25 protein-coding genes are annotated in these 20,864 nt (G+C 51.4%); 22 read left to right on the top strand and 3 right to left on the bottom strand.

The genetic code is table 11. The features are described from left to right. Window positions 1-412 precede the first annotated feature (412 nt). From ltrA (NX722_RS10155) to NX722_RS10100, 12 genes are all read left to right on the top strand, one after another. Window positions 413-1,678 carry a group II intron reverse transcriptase/maturase gene (gene ltrA, locus NX722_RS10155; protein ID WP_262567875.1) on the top strand — a complete coding sequence of 422 codons (1,266 nt, stop codon included), beginning with the start codon at window positions 413-415 and terminating at the stop codon, window positions 1,676-1,678. A gap of 581 nt (window positions 1,679-2,259) precedes the next feature. Further along, complete coding sequence (gene ltrA, locus NX722_RS10150) at window positions 2,260-3,507, top strand: group II intron reverse transcriptase/maturase (protein WP_262567874.1); 1,248 nt, start codon at window positions 2,260-2,262, stop codon at window positions 3,505-3,507. A 238-nt stretch (window positions 3,508-3,745) separates the two neighbouring features. Beyond that, window positions 3,746-3,961: a helix-turn-helix transcriptional regulator gene (locus tag NX722_RS10145; protein ID WP_407647983.1), complete on the top strand. Its 216-nt coding sequence runs from the start codon at window positions 3,746-3,748 to the stop codon at window positions 3,959-3,961. After that, window positions 3,958-4,434 (top strand): hypothetical protein, encoded by a 477-nt coding sequence (locus NX722_RS10140; RefSeq protein WP_262567872.1) that lies wholly within the window; start codon window positions 3,958-3,960, stop codon window positions 4,432-4,434. The genes NX722_RS10145 and NX722_RS10140 overlap by 4 nt, the downstream gene beginning before the upstream one ends. Continuing rightward, window positions 4,434-5,282, top strand: coding sequence for an ATP-binding protein (locus NX722_RS10135; protein WP_262567871.1), 849 nt, complete (start codon window positions 4,434-4,436; stop codon window positions 5,280-5,282). Before NX722_RS10140 ends, NX722_RS10135 begins: the two co-directional genes overlap by 1 nt. Continuing rightward, window positions 5,279-5,902 (top strand): hypothetical protein, encoded by a 624-nt coding sequence (locus NX722_RS10130; protein ID WP_262567870.1) that lies wholly within the window; start codon window positions 5,279-5,281, stop codon window positions 5,900-5,902. Before NX722_RS10135 ends, NX722_RS10130 begins: the two co-directional genes overlap by 4 nt. Window positions 5,903-5,954: 52 nt before the next feature. Further along, window positions 5,955-8,060 (top strand): AAA family ATPase, encoded by a 2,106-nt coding sequence (locus NX722_RS10125; RefSeq protein WP_262567869.1) that lies wholly within the window; start codon window positions 5,955-5,957, stop codon window positions 8,058-8,060. Between the two features lie 320 nt (window positions 8,061-8,380). Further along, window positions 8,381-8,746, top strand: coding sequence for a DUF6362 family protein (locus tag NX722_RS10120; RefSeq protein WP_262567868.1), 366 nt, complete (start codon window positions 8,381-8,383; stop codon window positions 8,744-8,746). 187 nt (window positions 8,747-8,933) lie between these two features. Then, entirely contained in the window at window positions 8,934-10,211 is a 1,278-nt protein-coding gene (locus NX722_RS10115; protein WP_262567867.1) for a site-specific DNA-methyltransferase, read from the top strand. After that, window positions 10,177-10,452, top strand: a complete 276-nt coding sequence (locus NX722_RS10110) for a hypothetical protein (protein WP_262566799.1) — start codon at window positions 10,177-10,179, stop codon at window positions 10,450-10,452. The genes NX722_RS10115 and NX722_RS10110 overlap by 35 nt, the downstream gene beginning before the upstream one ends. 3 nt (window positions 10,453-10,455) lie before the next feature. Continuing rightward, window positions 10,456-10,899, top strand: a complete 444-nt coding sequence (locus tag NX722_RS10105; protein WP_262567866.1) for an N-acetylmuramoyl-L-alanine amidase — start codon at window positions 10,456-10,458, stop codon at window positions 10,897-10,899. Further along, on the top strand, window positions 10,896-11,264 hold the full coding sequence (locus NX722_RS10100) for a holin family protein (protein ID WP_262567865.1): 369 nt from the start codon (window positions 10,896-10,898) through the stop codon (window positions 11,262-11,264). Before NX722_RS10105 ends, NX722_RS10100 begins: the two co-directional genes overlap by 4 nt. A 588-nt stretch (window positions 11,265-11,852) precedes the next feature. Here NX722_RS10100 and NX722_RS10095 read toward each other — a convergent pair. From NX722_RS10095 to NX722_RS10085, 3 genes are read right to left on the bottom strand one after another with little or no spacing between them, the layout of a single operon-like run. Then, a complete protein-coding gene (locus NX722_RS10095; protein ID WP_262566803.1) occupies window positions 11,853-12,194 on the bottom strand; it encodes a hypothetical protein in 342 nt (113 codons plus the stop codon). Further along, window positions 12,191-12,670: a DUF3489 domain-containing protein gene (locus tag NX722_RS10090; protein ID WP_262566804.1), complete on the bottom strand. Its 480-nt coding sequence runs from the start codon at window positions 12,668-12,670 to the stop codon at window positions 12,191-12,193. Before NX722_RS10090 ends, NX722_RS10095 begins: the two co-directional genes overlap by 4 nt. Before the next feature lie 18 nt (window positions 12,671-12,688). Further along, on the bottom strand, window positions 12,689-12,862 hold the full coding sequence (locus tag NX722_RS10085) for a DUF6900 domain-containing protein (protein ID WP_262566805.1): 174 nt from the start codon (window positions 12,860-12,862) through the stop codon (window positions 12,689-12,691). A gap of 153 nt (window positions 12,863-13,015) precedes the next feature. Here NX722_RS10085 and NX722_RS10080 point away from each other — a divergent pair, with 153 nt between their 5' ends. The 10 genes from NX722_RS10080 (at window position 13,016) to NX722_RS10035 (ending at window position 20,819) form a co-directional block, all read left to right on the top strand. Next, a complete protein-coding gene (locus NX722_RS10080) occupies window positions 13,016-13,507 on the top strand; it encodes a hypothetical protein (RefSeq protein WP_262566806.1) in 492 nt (163 codons plus the stop codon). Beyond that, window positions 13,504-15,351, top strand: coding sequence for a phage terminase large subunit family protein (locus NX722_RS10075; protein ID WP_262566807.1), 1,848 nt, complete (start codon window positions 13,504-13,506; stop codon window positions 15,349-15,351). Before NX722_RS10080 ends, NX722_RS10075 begins: the two co-directional genes overlap by 4 nt. Window positions 15,352-15,354: 3 nt before the next feature. Further along, complete coding sequence (locus tag NX722_RS10070; RefSeq protein WP_262566808.1) at window positions 15,355-15,555, top strand: phage head-tail joining protein; 201 nt, start codon at window positions 15,355-15,357, stop codon at window positions 15,553-15,555. Window positions 15,556-15,664: 109 nt separating this feature from the next. Further along, window positions 15,665-17,065, top strand: coding sequence for an IS1380 family transposase (locus tag NX722_RS10065; RefSeq protein ID WP_262566809.1), 1,401 nt, complete (start codon window positions 15,665-15,667; stop codon window positions 17,063-17,065). A 244-nt stretch (window positions 17,066-17,309) separates the two neighbouring features. Further along, window positions 17,310-18,428 (top strand): phage portal protein, encoded by a 1,119-nt coding sequence (locus tag NX722_RS10060; RefSeq protein WP_262566810.1) that lies wholly within the window; start codon window positions 17,310-17,312, stop codon window positions 18,426-18,428. A gap of 12 nt (window positions 18,429-18,440) precedes the next feature. After that, window positions 18,441-18,602, top strand: a complete 162-nt coding sequence (locus tag NX722_RS10055; RefSeq protein WP_262566773.1) for a hypothetical protein — start codon at window positions 18,441-18,443, stop codon at window positions 18,600-18,602. After that, window positions 18,599-19,594: a major capsid protein gene (locus tag NX722_RS10050; protein WP_262566811.1), complete on the top strand. Its 996-nt coding sequence runs from the start codon at window positions 18,599-18,601 to the stop codon at window positions 19,592-19,594. Before NX722_RS10055 ends, NX722_RS10050 begins: the two co-directional genes overlap by 4 nt. Then, window positions 19,579-19,875 (top strand): head-tail joining protein, encoded by a 297-nt coding sequence (locus NX722_RS10045; protein ID WP_262566812.1) that lies wholly within the window; start codon window positions 19,579-19,581, stop codon window positions 19,873-19,875. The genes NX722_RS10050 and NX722_RS10045 overlap by 16 nt, the downstream gene beginning before the upstream one ends. Further along, window positions 19,859-20,443, top strand: a complete 585-nt coding sequence (locus tag NX722_RS10040) for a phage tail protein (protein ID WP_262566813.1) — start codon at window positions 19,859-19,861, stop codon at window positions 20,441-20,443. The genes NX722_RS10045 and NX722_RS10040 overlap by 17 nt, the downstream gene beginning before the upstream one ends. Further along, complete coding sequence (locus NX722_RS10035; protein ID WP_262566814.1) at window positions 20,418-20,819, top strand: hypothetical protein; 402 nt, start codon at window positions 20,418-20,420, stop codon at window positions 20,817-20,819. Before NX722_RS10040 ends, NX722_RS10035 begins: the two co-directional genes overlap by 26 nt. Window positions 20,820-20,864 lie beyond the last annotated feature (45 nt).

The raw sequence follows: 20,864 nt of genomic DNA, 5'->3' as shown, positions 1-20,864 counted from the left end.
AGGAAACTCAAGGGTAACAGTGGTGTGAGGTGGCAGATGATCCTGTAGTAGTGATGAAATTCCGGCCTGTGAAGGCGGGTAACCGTTCGGAGGGCAAAACCGGAATGACTACAGCCAGAGTGACTGTAGGGCATGTGTCGTCAAAAGCGGCAGATGTTGCGAAGGGGTGAAGCATTCTTAAAGAACAGTCAGACCGCAGGAATGATACTGTGAGCGCACAAGCTGCCTGACGAGGCAGGACATCTTTGGCTGGTGAGGTTGGGAACAATCCTGCTAAAAGAAAGAGCCGCGCTCGGGAGTAAAGGACAGGTAGCAGGTAGATTGCCTTGAGCCAGAACGCCTGTGAATGTCCATGAAGAATCCGGCCACAGTAGAAGGATGGCGCAATCTGTCTGTCGTGAGACAGTAACTGATGAGAGTATATTATAGCCTGTATGGGCGCTTGCTGACGATGGAAGCGCTTTACAACGGATTCAAAAAGGTATGGAAAGCGAAAGGTGCGGCCGGAATAGATGGGCAGAGCCTGAGCGACTACGCCTCGAATCTGCGTGGGAATCTTGAACAGTTACTGCTTGAATTGCGGGAAAAGCGCTACAAACCGCTACCGGTAAAGCGTGTAGAAATCGACAAAGAAGACGGTGGAAAGCGTCTGCTGGGAATCCCCGCAGTAAAAGACCGAATCGTCCAACAAGCACTTCTAAATATCCTGACCCCGATCTTTGATCCGGACTTCCACCCGTCCAGCTATGGGTACAGACCGAATCGAAGCTGCCATCAAGCCATTACCAAGGCGACCCTGTTCATACGAAAGTACGACAGACGCTGGGTGGTGGACATGGACTTGTCCAAATGCTTTGACCGACTCGGCCACGAGTTAATTCTCAAGGCGTTCAGGCACAAAGTGGCAGATGGAAGCATCCTGAACCTGATCAGAATGTTCCTGAAAAGCGGGGTGATGGTTGGCTATCAACTGGAAGCCACGGAAACAGGCAGTCCACAGGGCGGAGTGATCAGTCCCTTAATCTCAAACGTCTATCTTGATGCGTTTGATCAGGAAATGATGCGACGCAAGCACAGGATTGTCCGCTATGCGGACGATATCCTGATTCTGTGTGGCTCCAAAGCAGCGGCAGAAAACGCTCTGAAAGTGGCGACCAAAGTACTGGAGCAAGACCTGAAACTGACGGTCAACCAGAATAAAACACACATAGCCCATAGCGGCGAGGGTGTGAAATTTCTGGGAGTTGAAATCCTGAGCAGCTATACGCGCATACAGGAAAAGAAGCTCAACGCACTGAAAGCAAAGGTAAAGCGAATCACGAAAAGGAATCGGGGAACGAACCTTGAAGGAGTAATCCGAGAACTGAACCCTGTGATACGAGGATTTGCTAATTACTTCAGGATAGCGAACTGTAGTCGTGAATTAAAACGGCTGACAGGATGGATGAGGCGCAGGCTGAGATGTTTACAACTGAAACAGTGGAAGAAACCAGCGAAGCTGCATCGTCGGCTGAAGCAACTGGGTTACAAGCCACCATTTAAGTACATCAAAATGCGTTCATGGAGAAATGCGTGCAGTCCCCTGTCGCATTTAGCCATGCCGAACAACTGGTTCAATGAGATAAAGTTGTTCAATTTGGAAGGCGTTAAAACGGGCGTTCTTGCCCCTTATTGTTAAGGGATAGAGAGTGCAGGAGCCGTGTACGAGGTCCGTACGCACGGTTCTGGTGTGTCACGAGAGCAGAGTCGGTCTGCTCGTAACTGTAATTGAGATGGAGGAGGGCCCTCCGGTGGCGGCTTCTGGAAGCGACCACCAAACCACTGTGAGCTGCGCTGATTAAGAGTCAGGGTGGTGAGCGTCACAGAAAAGGCGCAACAAGATTGTGTCAGGTGTGAAATCTGAAGATGAACGCAAGTGAACCAATGATGACGTGTCGTAAGCGTGTATATCGGCATCAAAAGTGGAGGGCGGATCCACTCCATGATGAGCTCAGGGGAAATCCAGTTACTGCCTGAGCGGTGTCCGGCATAAAGTTGGCATGAGCAGATTTCAGGCTCTTTTGCGGAACGTGAGAACCTGTCGCTCTGGTGTTAAGGGAGCCAGCCAAGCTGACGAAACAGCAAGGCTCTGAGTACCAATACAGAGCACAGGGGCGGATCAGCCCGTAGTAGTGATGAAGCATCTGTAATGGGGGTGGAGCGAAGGGGCTGACTTATCCAGCGGAGGGAGTAGATCAACCAAATTAATGGGATGAGTCTATGACTGAAGCAAAACCGTTCACAATTTCAAAAAGGCTTGTCTGGCAAGCCTGGCAGAAGGTGAAGGCCAACAAGGGAGCCGCAGGCATTGATGGACAGTCGTTGGCTGATTTTGAAGTCAATCTAAGCGGTAACCTGTACAAACTATGGAACAGAATGTCATCGGGAAGCTACTTTCCTCCCCCCGTCATGCGTGTAGACATCGACAAGAAAGATGGAGGCACGAGACCGCTGGGAGTACCGACAGTGGCTGATCGCATAGCACAAACTGTGGTCAAGCTGATCATAGAACCCTTGGTGGAACCCATATTCCACGAAAATTCCTATGGTTACCGACCACATCGGAGCGCTCATCAAGCGTTGGCAGTAGCACGAAAACGTTGCTGGCGACGTGATTGGGTGATTGATCTCGATATCAAAGGTTTCTTTGACAATCTGGATCACGGCCTGATGATGAAAGCGGTGAAGCACCATATACAGGAACCTTGGGTGCTGCTGTATATAAAACGTTGGCTAGAAGCGCCTGTTGATGATGGCAAGGAAAGAGTCACGCGAACGAGAGGAGCACCACAAGGGGGTGTTATCAGCCCTCTTTTGGCAAACCTGTTTATGCACTACGCATTTGATTATTGGCTGGAGCGTCACATTCCGGGTGTCTGGTTTGAGCGCTATGCTGATGATGCGGTGATCCACTGCTGTACAAGGCAGGAAGCCGAGTCAATTCTGGGACAGGTCAGAGAACGGTTAAAAGACTGTGGTCTGATGTTGCACCCGGTAAAGACGAAGCTGGTTTATTGCAAGGATGATGATCGACCGGAGAAGCATGAAAACACCTCGTTTGACTTTTTGAGCTACACCTTTCGCCCACGGATGACCCGAAGCAAGTACGGGAAGTTCTTTGTCAGTTTCCTGCCCGCCATAAGCAAAGCTTCGGCTCAGCATATACGGGATACCATCAGGGAGCTGGCAATACCTACCAAACGTTCGCTGTACTCGCTGGAGGAGCTGGCAAAGCTGATCAATCCGATAGTACGAGGCTGGATCAATTACTATGGAAAATTCTATCCGTCGGAATTGAAGAAAGTGCTGAACTATGTGGAAGCGACGCTGGTTCGCTGGGCTATGGGCAAATACAAGAAATTGAGGGGCAGAAAATGGCGGGCTTCCCGATGTCTGGGAAGAGTTGCCAAAAAGGCTCCGTTGTTAATGGCGCACTGGCACATTGGCTGTGTGTCAGCGGTTGGATAAGAAGAGCCGTATGAGCTGAGAGGTTCAAGTACGGTTCTGTGAGCTGCTGAGGGGGAGGTTCCCTTGGTAGACTCGACTGGGAAGGACGGGGCAATAGCCCCGCCTTACCTAATGCCTGAATATTTCAATAAAACAGCAGCTCTCACATTTCCTCTCACATTCAGGGGGGTGACGCTCTCACATTCTATTTCCGAAAATTTACTCACGTTCTGACAACAAACCACAGGAGGTGATGAACGTGACTAACAGCATCAATCAAACCAATTTGGCTAAACGCTGGGGCATTTCTCAACGAACCCTGGAACGCTGGCGTTCCATTGGCTGGGGGCCAAAGTTCCACAAAATGGGTGGTCGTGTTGTTTACATGATGCAGGATGTGGAGGCCTATGAAGACAGAACTGCCATGCATTCGACTTCTTGCCCGCTGAGCACTGTTGCCGGAGGTGAGTCATGAGCCCTGATCTGGAAGCCGTTATTAACATGCCTATGAGTGATCTGTCTGCCAAGTCGGGTGATGAGCTCTTGAAGCTGGTGGATGAAGCGGAAGCTTTGCTGGAACAGGCAACAATTCTGAGGGAGTGGCTGGAGTCAGCGATTGCCTGCAAGTATGTCTATAAGGCCACCAACCTCCGGGCAGAGCTACAGCAGGAGTTTGGCTTCGTGCAGTTTGAGGACGGGCAGGTCAAAGTCACCTCAGAAGTTCCCAAAGCCAGCACCTGGGACCAGAAGAAGCTCAGTGCTATTGCCCGGATGCTTCGGGAGCAGGGTGAAGATCCGGAAAGCCTGATGGATGTGCAATACACGATTCCGGACACCCGGTTTGATGAGTGGCCGGAGGTGATTCAAAACTCATTTCGTCCGGCACTGTCCATTCGGCATGGGCGACCCTGTTACCAATTATCGGCAAATCACAAGGGGGGGAAGTAATGAGCCTTCCTATTTTGAACGCAGAGCAGAGAAGTAATGAACACAAAGGTATCAAGTGCGTCCTGCTCGGCAACAGCGGTGTAGGCAAAACGACCTTGCTGCACAGCCTGAATACGGACTCTACTCTTTTTGTGGATCTGGAAGCCGGTGACCTGGCGGTGCAGGACTGGCAGGGCGATACCATTCGTCCGGCTACCTGGTCAGAGTTCAGGAACTTTGCAGTGTTTCTGGGTGGCCCTAACCCGGCGTTGCGGGATGATCAGGTTTATTCCAAAGCCCATTTCGACTCAGTCTGTCGTAAATACGGTGATCCGAAAACTTTGGATAAGTACGACACTTATTTCATTGATTCGATCACCGTGCTGGGACGGCTTTGCTTCCAGTGGTGCAAAGGCCAGCCGCAGGCTTTCTCCGAGAAAACCGGCAAGCCTGATACTCGCGGAGCGTATGGTCTGCACGGTCAGGAAATGATAGCGGCACTGACTCACCTGCAGCATGCCAGAGGCAAGAATGTGGTGTTTGTCGCCATTCTGGAAGAGCGGGTAGACGACTTTAACCGCAAACTTCACCAGCTGCAGATCGAAGGCAGTAAAACAGGACTGGAGCTACCGGGCATTGTCGACCAGGTGGTTACACTGGCCAGCCTGCCCGATGAAGAAGGCAACCTGCGTCGTACCTTTGTTTGCCAAACCCTTAACCCCTATGGCTACCCAGCCAAGGATCGCAGCGGACGACTGGATGTATTCGAACCGCCTCACCTTGGACAGCTGTTTAACAAGATCCACACCGGATCAAGGCAGCCTGTTCACTTTGAAACTCAATCTCATGGAATGGAGAAACAGCAATGACTCGCTGGAATGATTTTAATGATGCCACAGACCATGGCAGTTACGATGTGATCCCTTCAGGCACCCTGGTCAAAGTCCGGATGACCATCAAACCCGGTGGTTTTGACCATGCCGAGATGGGCTGGACCGGAGGTTATGCCACCCAGGGCGACACCGGTGCCGTCTATTTGAGCGCCGAGTTTACAGTACTGGAAGGGCAGTACGCCAAGCGCAAGATCTGGTCACTGATCGGTATGCATAGTCCCAAGGGGCCAGAGTGGGAGAATATGGGGCGCTCCTTTGTCCGGGGTATTCTCCAGTCGGCTCGTGGTATCAAGGCAGACGACAACAGTCCTCCTGCTTACAAAGCCCGTCAGTTGCAGTCTTTGGCAGAACTGGATGGTATTGAGTTCCTGGCCAAAGTCAGCACGGAAAAGGATCAGTACGACGACCCTAAAAATGTTATCAAGCAGGCCATAACGCCAGAGCATAAGCAGTATGCCCAGCTGATGCAGGGTGGTACGGCTCCACAGACAACCCAGCAGCCCAGGCCTACTCACAGTCAGTTGCAATCGCAGCTCTACAGTCCTCAGGATTCTGCTCCGCATCCAACGGATAGCTACAACAACCAGTGGGATTAAGGCGAGGAGAGCCCACCGGCTGGTGGGCTTTTCCCCGACAGGGACGGTAAGGATGAATAATAAGTGGCTTGATTTTAACGACGTGCCTGAGCAGGGCTCGGGCGACAAGCTGGATGCTGAAGACGTCAAGCGACGTATTCAGGAACGATTGCCCGAGTATTTGCAATGGCTGTTTCCCAATGGCAAGCAGAGAGGTCAGAAGTTTGTTCTGGGCAATGTGCAGGGCAAAAAAGGCAAGAGTCTGGAAGTAGAGCTTTCGGGCAGCGAAGTCGGGCTTTGGCATGACTTTGAGAGCGGTGAAGGTGGGGATATTATCACCCTGACCGCTGAGTACCAGAAGCTGGATGCCCAGCAGGATTTTCCTGAAATCATCCGCTTCATGGCGGAGTGGCTGGGAATGCCTTTATTCTCACCCCCTGTTACTGCCAGCCATCAGGATGATTATGAAGACCTTGGTCATCATACGGGCAAGTGGGACTATCACGACAGTGAAGGCAACCTGATTGCTTGCGTTTACCGCTATGACACACCGGATGGTAAAGAGTTCAGACCCTGGGATGTTAAAGCCCGGAAAATGAAAGCGCCGAACCCAAGGCCGCTTTATAACCAGCCAGGCATCAAATCAGCGAATGAAGTCCTGCTGGTGGAGGGAGAGAAGGCTGCGCAGGCATTGATAGATAGTGGACACTGTGCAACTACAGCAATGAATGGAGCCAAGGCTCCTATTGATAAAACTGATTGGTCGCCACTGAAAGGCAAGCGTGTTCAGATCTGGCCGGATAATGATGAGGCTGGGATTGAGTATGCTTTCAGTGTTGCTAATGCTCTGGAGCGAACGGACGCTTTGTCAGTTGAGGTCTTAAAGCCACCTGCAGACAAGCCGCCCAAGTGGGACGCAGCTGATGCAGTGGGTGAATCCTTTGATATTACTGCATGGCTGACTACTTGCGAGCGCAAATCCGTAAAATCAGCAGGATTGCAGTTAATGGACTGGACTGCACTTCGCTATAAAGGGAAAGCACCAGAACAACAGTTTTTAGTAGAAGGATCATTTCCTCTTGGGGTCGTTTCCATTCTGGCGGCCATGGGGGATACGGGCAAAGGGATGCTTACCCTGAAACTGGCAATGGAGGTAGCCTGTGGAGGTCGTGACCTGGCCGTTGAAATATTTGGTGGCACGGTTCTCGAGCGTGGCACCGCAGTTGTGTTTACGTCTGAAGATGATCAGGCTGAAGTGCATCGTCGGATGGAAAATCTTGATCCGGGCGGTCATCGGTTCAACCATCCTGAAAAATTGATCATTATTCCATTGCCAAATGCTGGTGGCCCTTTTGCGATGGTAAAAGACACACCGGACGGACCGTGCACAACTCTGGAATTTACCCGTATCGTGCGACAGCTACAGACCATTGAAGATCTTAAACTGGTGGTCTTCGACCCCTTATCATCCTTTGTTCATGCGGATGTGAATGCCGATCCTGCTGTTGGCAGTTACCTGACGGGACTATTGGCGAACCTGGCCTCTGAGACAGAAGCAGCGGTTATCGTGGTTCATCACATGCGAAAGCCACCCGGGCAAAAACCTATCGAGAGTGCCGAGCAAGCGCGAGATGCCATACGGGGCAGTAGTGCTTTAGTGGATGGGGTTCGAATGGCCTATGCCTTGTGGCCAGCACAGGATCAGGTAGTTCAGCAGGTATGCACTACCTTGAATCTGATACCAGAGCCTCGAAGCTTTTATCAGGGAGCGGTTGTTAAGTCGAACGGACCAGCAGACCGAACATTAAGAATATTTAAGCGTAACCAGACAGGCCTGTTGGTTGACCTGACCAGAAGGTTGTCAGGCGCATCGTCGTCAGATCATGAACTGCTGATATCACTGGCTGGTGCTATCAGGCTGGCAGCCAGTCGCGGGCATCCATTTACTCATACCGGTGCCAACGGTGTTTTTGTTCAGCGGCACAGACTGCCTGATCTTTTTCATCACTTGTCTCGACATAAGCTGGAAAGCCTTATTCAGACGCTGATTAGTGAACGACCTCCACGGCTTGTAAAAGGGGTTGCCAAGGGGTCGAGAGATCATAAGTGGCTTGACTCGCCAAGAGGGGATTTTGCACTCGGAAAAGGTACCTTTGCAGAAGGTGCTGATCGTGTGTAATTCGCTAAAAACAGATTTCCAGAATAAACAGATTTCCGGCGATTTCCGGAAATCTGTCACCCTTTTGGAAATAGAGGCAGCATTAAGAAAACTTTATAACTCATTGATAGAACGTCTTTTTATTAAAACAAAACAACTATTGTCGTATTTCCAGATTTCCGGAAATAGATGCCATTTTGGAAACAGTAACTACTTGATAAATAAGCCGTTTCCGGTTTCCGGAGCTCTTACTTATAAATAAGTAAGGGGAATATGGAAATTCCCCTTACTGATGAGATTGGAAAGACAGCGCTGGAAACAGAACAGCCAGGGAGGATGGTATGACCGAAGACGAGCTCAAATATCGATACCGGGAAGCCTGGGTAACATCACGACGAATGTCGTCCGGAATCAACCTGGGGCATTCCGCCTACTGGCCAGAGTTTAATCCGAATCGCTGGGAGGTTTACCATTCGGACGGTATAAAACCTAAGCGACCTCAACCATCCGCAGAGTCTGTTGACCGTTTGGTGGAGTGTATGCGCTGGTTGCGCTGGCTAAGCGAGGAGGAACGCAAACTCGTCTGGCTCAGAGCCTCCGGTTTGCCCTGGCGGGAAATTGCACTAGCCACTGGCATTCCCCGGACGACGGTGTTCAGGCACTGGCACAAAGCGCTGCTGCAAGTGATTTTGCGGTTAAATCGGTGAGGTATTTGCGTGTATTTGCGTTCACTCAGGAATTAGCAGGCGTTAAAGCGTAGAAATGGCGAGTTTGCAAAGTGGGACAAAATCACGGTTTTAGCGCATAGTAATGGCTAAGCTCGAAGCAAAGTACACATGAGCCCCGCACCTCACCGGTTCGGGGTTTTTTATTGCCTGTTTGCAAGGATGATCCATGGCTCAAATCCTCGTTAAAACCATCGAACATCGCTCTGTTCTCAGCCTCACGCCCTACGCCAACAATGCCCGAACTCACTCCGATGAGCAGGTCAACCAAATCGCCCGATCCATCGAGGAGTTTGGGTTTGTGAATCCTGTGCTGGTGGGCGATGACGATGTGATCGTCGCCGGGCATGGTCGTTTGATGGCGGCAAAGCAACTGGGCATGGAAACCGTGCCGGTGATTGTTTTGGGGCATCTGACAGAGACCCAGCGTCGGGCACTGGTGATCGCGGATAACCAGATCACTTCGAACTCCGGCTGGGACGAAGAGCTGCTGAAACTGGAACTGGCGGAGCTGGATGAACTGGATTTTGATCTGGATCTGATGGGGTTTTCCGACGAGGAGTTAGAGGGATTTCTGCTCACGGATGAGCCGGAAGGTCAGACCGAAGACGATGATGTCCCGGAGCCTGAAGAGCAGCCGGTCAGCCAGCCGGGGGATTTATGGATTTTGGGAGAGCACCGGGTGTTGTGTGGCAGCGCCACCGAACCAGGCGATGTTGAAAAACTCATGGACGGGCAGCTGGCGGACATGGTGTTCACCGATCCTCCCTACAACGTGGACTACGCCAACCCTGAGAAAAACGGCAAAGCGAAGAAAGACCGTCGCATCAAAAACGACAATCTGGGTTCAGAGTTTTATACCTTCCTGCTGGCAGCCATGACGAACATGCTGGGTGTTTGCAAAGGAGCGATTTACGTCTGCATGTCGTCGTCGGAACTGGATACTTTGCAGAAAGCCTTTCGGGAAGCCGGTGGCAAGTGGTCCACGTTTATCATCTGGGTAAAAAACACCTTCACTCTGGGACGTGCTGATTATCAGCGACAGTACGAGCCCATTCTCTACGGTTGGAAGGAAGGCTCGCAGCACTTTTGGTGTGGTGCCCGGGATCAGGGCGACGTGTGGTTTTACAGCAAACCGGCGAAGAATGACCTCCATCCCACCATGAAGCCCGTCGAGCTGGTTGAACGGGCCGTACGTAACTCGTCCAAGAGTCGGGATATTGTGCTGGACCTGTTTGGTGGGTCTGGTTCAACCCTGATCGCCTGCGAAAAAAACCACCGCAGTGCCCGGCTCACTGAACTGGACCCGAAGTACGTTGATGTGATTGTACGTCGCTGGGAGGACTACACCGGCAAAGAGGCTTATCTCGAAGAAAACAAACTGACCTTTGATCAAATTAGGGAACAACGGCATGGACGAACTCTCCCGGCGACTGGATCAGATTGATTCAAAGCTCGACAAACTCAGCGATGCGGTGTCCAGGCTGGCGATGATTGAAGAGCGCATTACCCATCAGACTTCCAGCCTCAGTCGTCAGGATGAACGGCTGGACGCTCAGGAAAAACGCATCAGAGTGCTTGAATTTCAGGCCAGTCGCCGGGGCGTGATGCTCAACTACATCGAGCGGTTCGGCTGGATTGTTTTAACAGCCAGTATCGGGCTGCTGTCTTACTTTATCAGGGGGTGAGCAATGGGTAAGCGTACCGAAACCAATTACATCGTTATTCATTGCTCGGCTACCCGGGCCAATCAGAACGTCACGTTTGACGACATCAAACGCTGGCACACCATGGAACGTGCCTTTTTTGATATTGGTTATCACTGGGTGATTGAGCGGGATGGCTCGGTGAAACAGGGCAGGCCAGTAGACGACTGGGGCGCACACGCAAAAAGCCACAATCATGAAAGCGTGAGTATTTGTCTGGTGGGTGGGCTTGATGACAACAATCAGTCTGAAGACAACTTCACACCTTTGCAGAAGCGGATGCTGAAGCTGCTCGTTGCCGGTCATCAGGCTTTGTATCCAGAAGCCATTGTCCATGGTCATTACCACCTGAGTAAGGTCAAAGCCTGTCCGAACTTTGATGTTCACCGTTGGCTGATTGCTGAAGGACTGCTGGGAGAAAAACAGTGAGCCTGGTTGCCGCTATCCCACTGGTGGGGAAGGTCATCGACAAGCTCTTTCCTGATGCAGAGAACCGTGATCAGGTGAAAGTGGTTCTGGCTGAAATGCTGATTAATGGTGAGCTGGATGAACTGACTCAACAAGCCGGAGTGATCAAGGCTGAAGCGCAGGGTGAAGGCTGGCTGCAAAGAAGCTGGCGGCCTATTGTGATGCTGGTGTTCACGGCTCTGGTTGTATGTCGTTGGTTGGGTTGGTCAGCTCCCAATCTATCGGAAGTGGTGGAGCTGAAACTGTTCAGCATTATTCAGTTGGGCATTGGCGGATACATTGCCAGCCGGGGGCTGGAGAAAGTGACAAGAACATGGAAAGGCTGAGGCGCAATTTAAGCCGATCTGAGAGGCGTTACCCAAATACAGGGAGCGTCTGGAGATCGAAGAGAAAGCTTGACAGGTGGCTTCTTGTAGCTGTTCCGGGGTCCCTGAGGGGTGTTCTCTAGTGCGGGGATGCGGAACCGCCGAATATCGCCAGCGACAGAGTAAAAATCGGGGTTGACAGGTGGTTGACAAAAAGTGCTGAAAGCCACGGCTCATAAGGCTCTCAGCTGTCAACCAAGAGTAGTTTTTGTCAACCTGGATTCCTGATAGTGTCAACCACCCATTGTTGCTGCTGGTTGACAAAAAGTGTGCTGATTTTCAGGCTTCTGGCAACAGATTTTAGATGGCGGATTGACGGAGAAAGTCGAGGTTGAACGTCGATCCAAGGCTCTCCCCAATCCCGATGTAAAGCACAAGCCCTTTTGCCCTTCAGGTAGTGCAAGTCTCCCAGCTGAATCAAAAAAATAGCTTCATGCAGATTGGAATACCACCGTGTTAGGTGGGGTAAGGTCTGTCGATCAGGATACAGCAGGCGGCAGGATAAAAAAGAGCCGCTGGTGAGTTCAGCGGCCAGAAGTATCGGATTGTTCACAGCCTTGGTTCTCGTAGCACGATGGCTTGCCAGCCACCATCCTGCCAGTAATAGAGGTATTCAGCACAAGACTCCCAGGCCAGAGAGGTTAAGTGCGATAGGTCGGGGCTGTCAGCAGGGCAGACATGACGCCAAGAGTCTCCCCGATCCTGATAGGTATCCAGCTTGTCTGGGCTGACAGAGCGCAAATCGCCACTATTGATAATCATTTGGGCTTTTTCGTCTGAGGCATAATGTTTTTGCAGAATCGGGCCGACAAGATCACCATCAAAATGGCAGTAAATGCTGCGATAGCTGCCTTCCGGCAGCCTTATCGCAATTCTTGAGCGGGTACTCATGCTTCTGCTTCTCCAAATAGGCCATCCAGTCCACTGGTGATCCGGTAAGTACGATCCTTGCCTTCCAGCTTTTCAGACTCAATGGTCAGCCCCAGTCGTTTTTTCAGTGACCCGGCCAGCGTTCCCCGAACCGTATGTTGCTGCCAGCCGGTTTCGCGCATGATTTCGTGGATGGCTGCACCTTCGGGACGACTGAGCAACTCAATCACGGTGTGCAGTTTGGTGCCGGTTCGGATTTTGCCTTTGCGAGTGGGTTTATCATCCTCCCTGATACCGATGGCCTCTTTTCCCTGTGGGCTGATGTCGTAGGTATCTGACTCTTTAAGGGCAATCAGAAAACCCTTGCTGGTCAGGCTGTTCAGCACTTTGTTTCGGGCTCCACCCCTGATGGTGAGGTCAGAGGCCTGAAGGGTTCCGGTTTTAGCGGCTTGTTGCAGAACGTTTTCCTGAGCTGGGGTGAGTTTGTTGTTTTTCATGGCGCTTCTCCTTCGCGATTATTGCTGTTGTCCGTCTTTAAATCCCTGTTGGTAGGCGGCTTCCAGTGCTTTTTTAATGCTCCAGATGCTTTGTTCCTCAAAGTCCTCGCTGCTGTTCCGGGTTTTCAGGGTATCCAGAAACAGGTGTTTGCGAGCGATGGCTTCCAGAGATTTTTCGATGTGCTTGTTCATTGGGCTGTCCTTTCAGTTAATTTGCTTTTGTTATGTACAGTAAGGCTCTATAACCGATGGTTATCAAGATAATCTTCTTAATAATCAATATGTTGGCGGGAGGGTGCGAGACAATACGGAGCGATACGGTTCTATAGGGAGCAATAGGGGTCTATGGCGCTACTGTCACAATCAGAGTTCGCCAAACGTCAAGGTTGGAGCCGCCAGTATGTGGCCAAGCTGGTTAAGTCGGGCAAGATTAAGCTGGTCAATGGCAAGGTCGATGAACAAGCTGCTTTATCCGCCCTGAAGCAACAGGCAGAACCTGCTAGCGCCTTACGGCAGGCTCCTGCTCGTCAAGAGGCCTTTCCCGCCACCCTTACGGATTCCAGGCAGGCGGTTGATTTTGTAACGGCTCGCACCATGCGCGAAGCCTTCAAGGCCAGAATGGCAAAGATGGAGTATGAGGAAAAGTCGGGCAAGCTAACGGATGCCGCCAGGGTGCGGGATGATGCGTTTCAGGCCGCTCGAATGGTGCGGGATGCGCTTATGGGGATTCCAGATCGGCAGGCTGATGTACTGGCAGCAGAAACCGATCCCAAAAAAATAAGGGAGCTGTTAATGAATGAGTTAGAAGACATTCTCAACGAGTTAAGCCGTCAGTGAGTTCACCTTATTTCTCAGGCTTTTTGGCTGGCCTTAAACCCGACACACGCCTTTCTGTTTCCGAATGGGCCGATGAGTACCGAATCCTGCCCATGAAAGCGGCTAAAGAAGCCGGTCGCTGGCGCACTGCCCGAACCCCTTACCTGAAAGAAATTATGGATTGCCTGTCGCCTTCTTCACCGGTTGAACGGGTGGCGTTTATGAAAGGGGCGCAGGTCGGCGGCACCGAGTGTGGCAATAACTGGCTGGGTTATGTGATTCACCACACGCCAGGTCCGATGATGTATGTGTTGCCAACCCTCGATATGGCGAAGCGAACCTCCAAGCAGCGCATCGCCCCCATGATTGAGGAAATGCCGATCCTGAGAGAGAAGGTCAAAGACCCTCGCTCCAGGGATTCCGGCAATACGCAAATGGTGAAGGAGTTTCCCAACGGGGTGCTGATCATTACCGGAGCCAACTCAGCCACCGGCCTTCGCTCCATGCCTGCCCGCTTTCTGTTTCTGGATGAAGTGGATGCTTATGAAGACGATGTGGACGGGGAGGGCAGTCCCATCAATCTGGCGATTAAACGAACGGCGACGTTTTCCCGTAATCGTAAAATCCTGATGGTCTCCACACCCAATATTGCCGGAGTCAGCAAGATTGAATCAGCTTATCAGGCCAGTGACCAGCGGCAATATCATGCTCCCTGCACTGAATGTGGTGAGATGCAGCCGATTGAGTGGCAGCAGATCCGGTTTGACAACCATGACCTTGAAACCGCTTGTTTTGAATGCGTATCCTGTGGTCACCGGATGCAGGAGCATGACAAGCCCCGACTGCTTGAAAACGGTCAATGGGTACCGCAGAACACAGAAGCCAATATCACGGTTCGGGGTTATCATCTCAGCTCGCTTTATAGCCCAAACGGCTGGTACAGCTGGAAAGAGGCGGTTGCTGATTTTCTGGCGGCAAAGGATGATCCGGTACTGTTGAAGGACTGGACCAATACGGTTCTGGGACAAACCTGGCAGGAAACCGGAGAAACCGTCGATCACGAATTGCTTTACCAGCGTCGTGAACATTACCCAGCAGAAGTACCCTGGCCAGTCGAGGTGCTGACCTGTGGTATCGATGTTCAGGATGATCGCATTGAGTATGAAGTCGTCGGTTGGGGAGCCGGTGAGGAAAGCTGGTCGGTCAACTATGTTCGCCTTTATGGCGATCTGTCCCGGCCCGGGATATGGAACATTCTGGCAGACAAACTGCGGCAGCCTTATAGACGCCAGGACGGCGTATTAATGAATCTGGCCCAGGTATGCATGGATTCAGGCGGGCATTTCACTGATGAGGTCTATGCCTTTTCCAGAAAACAGGGGGCAGACTGGCTCATCCCTATCAAGGGTGCGTCACAGGCAGGTAAACCCATCGCCACTTTTCCCAAGACCCGAAACAAGAAAGGTGTCTACCTGACGCTGGTCGGTACCGACACCGCCAAAGAGCTGATCTACCAGCGTTATCGAATTCTGGAGCCAGGAGCTGGTTATTGCCACTGGCCGGTCAAAGACTGTTTTGATGAAGACTATTTCAAACAGGCCACCGCTGAAGAAAAGATCCGCAAATACAAACACGGTGTCCCTTATTTTGAATGGGATGCCCGCAAGAAAAGAAATGAAGCGCTGGATTGTCGGGTGTATGCACTGACGGCTGTTCGTATCCTGCAACAACACAGAGGTTTGGATCTGGTACGTTTGGCTGAACAGAGACCGGAGCCTGATGTGCAGATCGAACAGGAGCAACCCGACACGCTGACTTCAACCCGTCACCGCAGAACCTCTCGCAGTACTTACCTGAATGGATGAATCATGATTACCGATGCTGAATATCAGGCGTTAAAGCGTGCCGTTCTGCTGCGGGAAACCCGCACGGTGGAATTTGAAGGTCGTAAAGTGGAATACGCCAGCTTTGCTGAAATGGAAAGGCGCTTACACGCCATCGAGCGTGAACTGATCAAGCAACAAAAACGACCACGGCAGTACGGGGTGTATTCTGGCAAAGGAATTTAAATGAGGCTTAGCCCGGATATTTCATAAAAAGAGGCAAGTTCCGCCCAATCACTTGATATAATTGGGTCGACCAAAAAAATGCTTCGGAAGAAGCAAACCGGAACTTGCCATGAACAAATTTACACAAGAACAGCTTCGTTTTCACCCCTCCAACGGAAAAACTATCCGGGCAGACTTCAATGGCGGAGAATTATCCTCTGATTTTGGCGCCCTGATGCTACGTGAAACAATGCTTCACAGCGGTATCATATCCAGGCTGACTGACGGCATTGACGATAAACGTCATCAATCCTACATCGACCACACCCTGCAAGAACTCATTGCCCAAAGAGTTTTGCAAATGGCCTGTGGTTATGAAGATGCAAACGACAGCAACCATCTGCGTAAAGACCCAATCTTTAAGCTTGCCAATGGAAGAAACCCACTGGACGATGATAACCATCTGGCTTCCGCTCCAACGTATACAAGGCTTGGTCAGTCCATGACCAAACGGGATATTTATAATATGACCAAAGCACTGGCTGATCACTTCATCAGCAGTTATGAATACCCGCCATTAGCCATCATTATCGACCTGGATCATACGCCTGCTATCACCCATGGCGGCCAGCAGATGAACCTGTTCAACGCCAAATATCAAGACTACTGTTACTTGCCCTTAATGATCTTTGAGGGGCTCAGCGGCAAGCTGATCACTTCGATCCTGCGTCCTGGAAAAACACCCACAGGCCGAGAGAATGCAGCTATTCTCCAGCGCCTCATTAAGCTGATCCGTACAAGATGGCCGAAAACCCATTTACTGGTTCGTGGGGATAGCCACTTTGCCCAACCAGAGTTAATGCAGGTTGTTCAGGATGACCCTCACTCCGACTACGTGCTGGGAAAAGGCGCAGGACACAAGACGGCCTTGCGACCTAAAGCCAAAGAGTTGCTGGATGAAGCGCGGAAAGCTCTCGACGTTAAAACCGGGCTGGCAAAACTGAACAACATGCCAGAGCCTGAGCGACTCAGGCTCTACGGAGAAACGGACTATCAGGCAAAAAGCTGGAAAGGGCTGGACACCCGGATAATCTATAAGGCAGAGGTCAACCAGAAAGGCGACAATCCCCGCTTTATTGTGACTTCGATGATGGAGGCTTCCCCCGAGGAAATATATGAAGACCTTTATTGTCCCAGAGGGCAGGATGAGAACTTCATTAAGCATCTGAAAAGTGATTTGTCCGGTGATCGCTTGTCAGATCAAGGCTTTCTGGCAAATCACCTGAGAATGTTTTCCGCCTGCGCTGCTTATGTTCTTCACTATGAGCTGAGAACCAAGGCACTGAAAGGTACGGAGCTGGAAAAGGCACAGCCATCAACCGTGATCACAAAACTTTGTAAGGTCGCGGTTAAAGTGGTTGAGTATAAAGACCGAATCAAACTTCACTTGCCCCGCAGCTGTCCAATAAAAGGGCTTTTGCAGCATATAACCGAAGTCTTTTATTCAATGCCGCTGCCTCGACCGGGATAGTCAGCTTCATAAACTCAATCAGAATAAAATAGCGACCAACAGAAAGAGTGTTGGGGAATTCTGTTGTCCTGAAAAAGCAGGTGCTGATCAAAAAACATCCGAATTAATGGTGAGTTCGGGTTGTAATACCTTTTTCATGGACAGTAGAGCAACAGACCTCCGAAAAAATCAGAATGGGATGTTTTTTCCGGAACTTGTTGCTCATTTATGAAATATTCGGGTTAGACAAAGGATTGCAGGCTGGTTGCTGCCAGAACTAAAAAACCTGGCTTACACCTCGGCAGGCAGAGGACGGCGTAGCCAAAGCTGGGCAGCGCCGTCCACAGGCCCCAATAACTCTCTGACGAGTAATCTCGGCACGCTGATCAATCGCTCAAGGGCGGCTATTCGCAATGACCCCTGGGCGGCTTCCGGTCTGGAAAAACTGGTGTCCAATATTGTTGGTACAGGCATTAAACCCAAGTCGGAAGCAACGGATGATGCGTTTCGTAAACAGCTGCAAACCCTGTTTCTGGACTGGACCGATGAGTCCGATGCTGATGGCCAGCTGGACTTTTATGGGCAGCAATCGCTGGCTGTCCGATCCATGCTGGAAGCGGGCGAGTGTTTTGTCCGACTGCGCCCCCGCAAACCATCAGACGGTCTGTCGGTGCCTTTGCAATTGCAGCTACTGGAAGCCGAGTTTGTACCCTGGGACTATCAGGATGACCTGAAGAACGGGCATAAAATCCGAGCCGGAATTGAGTTTAATGGTATTGGGCAGCGGGTGGCCTATTGGATGCACCGGCAACATCCAACGGATTACACCAGTCTTGATATCGCTGATTTACGACGGGTGCCTGCTGAACAGGTGTTGCATCTGTATGAACCATTGCGACCCGGGCAGCTGCGAGGACAGCCCCTGCTGACTCAGGTGTTATTGCGAATGTTTCATCTGGATAAGTTTGATGACGCCACTTTGCTCCGGCAGGAAATCGCTAACCTGTTCACCGGCTTTATCACCAAGCCCGCTCCGGAAACTGAAAAGGTCGATCCGCTTACCGGACGCCCCATTGTTTACGATTTGCAGGGTGTCCCCATAGTGGCCATGGAGCCCGGCACCATGCAGGAGCTTTCGCCCAGCGAAGAAATTACTTTCAACAACCCACCGGGTGCCGCCAGTAACTATCCCGACTTTATTCGGCAGCAGTTAATGGCAGTCGCAGCCGGTATCGGGCTGCCTTTTGAAATCCTGTCCGGTGATATGAAAGGGGTCAGTGACCGGGCATTGCGAGTGGTTCTCAATGAGTTCAGACGACGGATTCAGCAGATTCAGCACAACCAGCTGGTGTTTCAGTTTTGCCGCCCGGTGTGGAATCGCTAGCTGGAACTGGCTGTGCTCAGTGGTGCTATTTCTGCTCCTGGCTTTCACAAGAATAAAGCTGCGTATAAACAATTCATTGTGTCCGAAGGAAACAGCAGCATCAGTCGTGAATTGTCAGCGGCAGGCGAGCTGGCGTCACTGGATATCATTCTCAGACAGGGAGAACAGGGATGAGCTTACTGGATATTTTCAACAACGACGCTTTCAGTCTGACCAGCCTGACAGCCACCATCAATGATCTACCCTACAAGCCGGGACGTATTGGTGAACTGGGCCTGTTTACGGAAAGCGGCATTAACACCACAACCGCCGTCGTAGAATCCAGAAACGGTGAGCTGATTCTGTTGCCCACTTCGGAGAGGGGTGCGCCAGCTCCTCAGGCCAGCGGTCGCAAGCGCAAGGTGCGCAGCTTTGTCATTCCCCATATTCCTTATGATTCCACCATTGTGGCGGATGAAGTTCGGAATGTGCGTGCCTTTGGGTCAGAGAGTACTCTGGAAGGGGTGCGTACTGTGGTTAACCAACGGCTTTCAGATATGAACGCCAACCACGAAGTCACCCTTGAACACCTCAGGCTGGGAGCCATTAAGGGCCAGATTCTCGATGCGGATGGCAGCACCGTGATTTATGACCTGTTTCAGGAGTTTGGTGTTACCCAGCAAACCCATACGTTTAAGTTCAGTGATGCGGCCACCGACGTGCGTATCCAGTGTGTGAAGCTGCGGCGGAAAGTGGATGATGCCCTGGGGGCTCAACCCTACTCAGGACTTCGGGCTTTCTGCGGTGCAGATTTCTACGATGGACTGGTGAGCCATGATTATGTTAAGGATGCCTACCATCGCCATCAGGACAGCGCCCTGCTGCGGAACGATCCTAAATCCGGCTTCCGGTTCGGGGATATCGACTGGGAAGAATATCGCGGTCAGGTGGGTAATATTCCGTTTATCAAGTCGGACGAGGCTTATGTGATTCCTGAAGGCACCGGGGTGTTCCGCACCTGGTATGCCCCGGCAGACTTTATTGAAACCGTGAATACCATCGGTCTGCCTCGCTACGCCAAGCAGAAGATTCTGGACTTTGACAAAGGTGTTCAGGTGCATACCCAGTCCAACCCTCTGCCCATCTGCCTGAAGCCCGGGGCGGTGATCAAATGCAAGATGAGTTAAACGACTTGCACCAACAAGTGCTGGCCACCTTTGGCCAGCCAGTGTCGATTACTCAGGATAATTACAGCTTTGAAACTACCGGTATCATTTCCAGAGAGCTGGCTGCTACCGGTTTTAATGATAATGTCTTGCAGCCAGTGACCGTGATCAGTCTGGATCGAACCTTATCAGTAAAGCGAGGCTGTCTGATTGAATCTGGAGGGCAGCGTTGGGTAATTGACCGGCCTCTCAAAGACGACGGTCACCTGATTGTCTGGAATCTCCATGAAGATCGATCTTGAGCTGGACAGCCAGATAGAAGACATCGTCAGTGACTTCCGTGACTCTCCCCGGCAAGTGGACAAAGCCTTAACCCGAGCCCTGCGTAAACTCTCCCGCTTCGCAGAACGACAGACATTGCGGAGTCTCGCTCGTCAACAGGGCATCACTCAAAAGCTATTGAAAGAGCTGGGCAGGGTACGAGTGACCCTGAACCAGGACAGTGGTTATCAGCTGGTGATCTGGATCGGTGCTTTGGATATTCCGGCTCACTATTTGGGTAAACCAGTGCAAACCCGATCCGGTGTTCGGACCGGCAAACACTTCTGGCCGGGAGCGTTTCTGATGCAGCCGCTCAATGCTTCTCATCCGATGGTGTTTAAGCGTAAAGCAAACTGGCAACACCGATACCAGCGCTCAAAGCGATCCGGACGCATGATGTGGATGGGATTACCACTGGCAAAGCAGGGAGCCCCACTTTACGACAGCGCCAGTCAGGTCATTGCCACCCTGGAGCCGGAATTAATGGAGCGTTTTACCACTTTGCTACAACAAGAGCTGAACTATGCCTTCAACATCGAATCCCGATGAACAGATCATCAAAGCCCTGGTCGCCAAACTGGAAGAGAGTCGTTTTCCGGTGTTGCTTGGCTATTCCATCGCTGACCTTCCGGATATTGAGCCCCCAGCCATTCTGGTACAGCTGGACAGTATCCGGGAACTGGAACGGCAGGGTAAACGGGCAAAGTATCGGCTGGAATTAACGGTCAGCGGCGTTTACCGGACGCAGCCTGATACCACTTATGAGCTGATGACCATTGCCCGAACGATCCGGTCACTGCTCAATAACGCCCGCTTTGAAGGTGTCCGTAAAATCAGCTTTTCTGAGACTCAGTTCGATATTGCTCCCGGCAACGGGCAGCTCTCGTTTGCAGATATGTCTGTGAACCTTGAAGTCGTCTTCTAAATCGCACTCCGACAACCATCCCAAAAATAAATCCAACAGGAGACT

This window comes from Endozoicomonas gorgoniicola (assembly GCF_025562715.2).
Lineage (GTDB): Bacteria > Pseudomonadota > Gammaproteobacteria > Pseudomonadales > Endozoicomonadaceae > Endozoicomonas_A > Endozoicomonas_A gorgoniicola.
The sequence above is the reverse complement of the archived record's forward strand: the minus strand, read 5'-3'. Positions and strand labels throughout refer to the sequence as shown.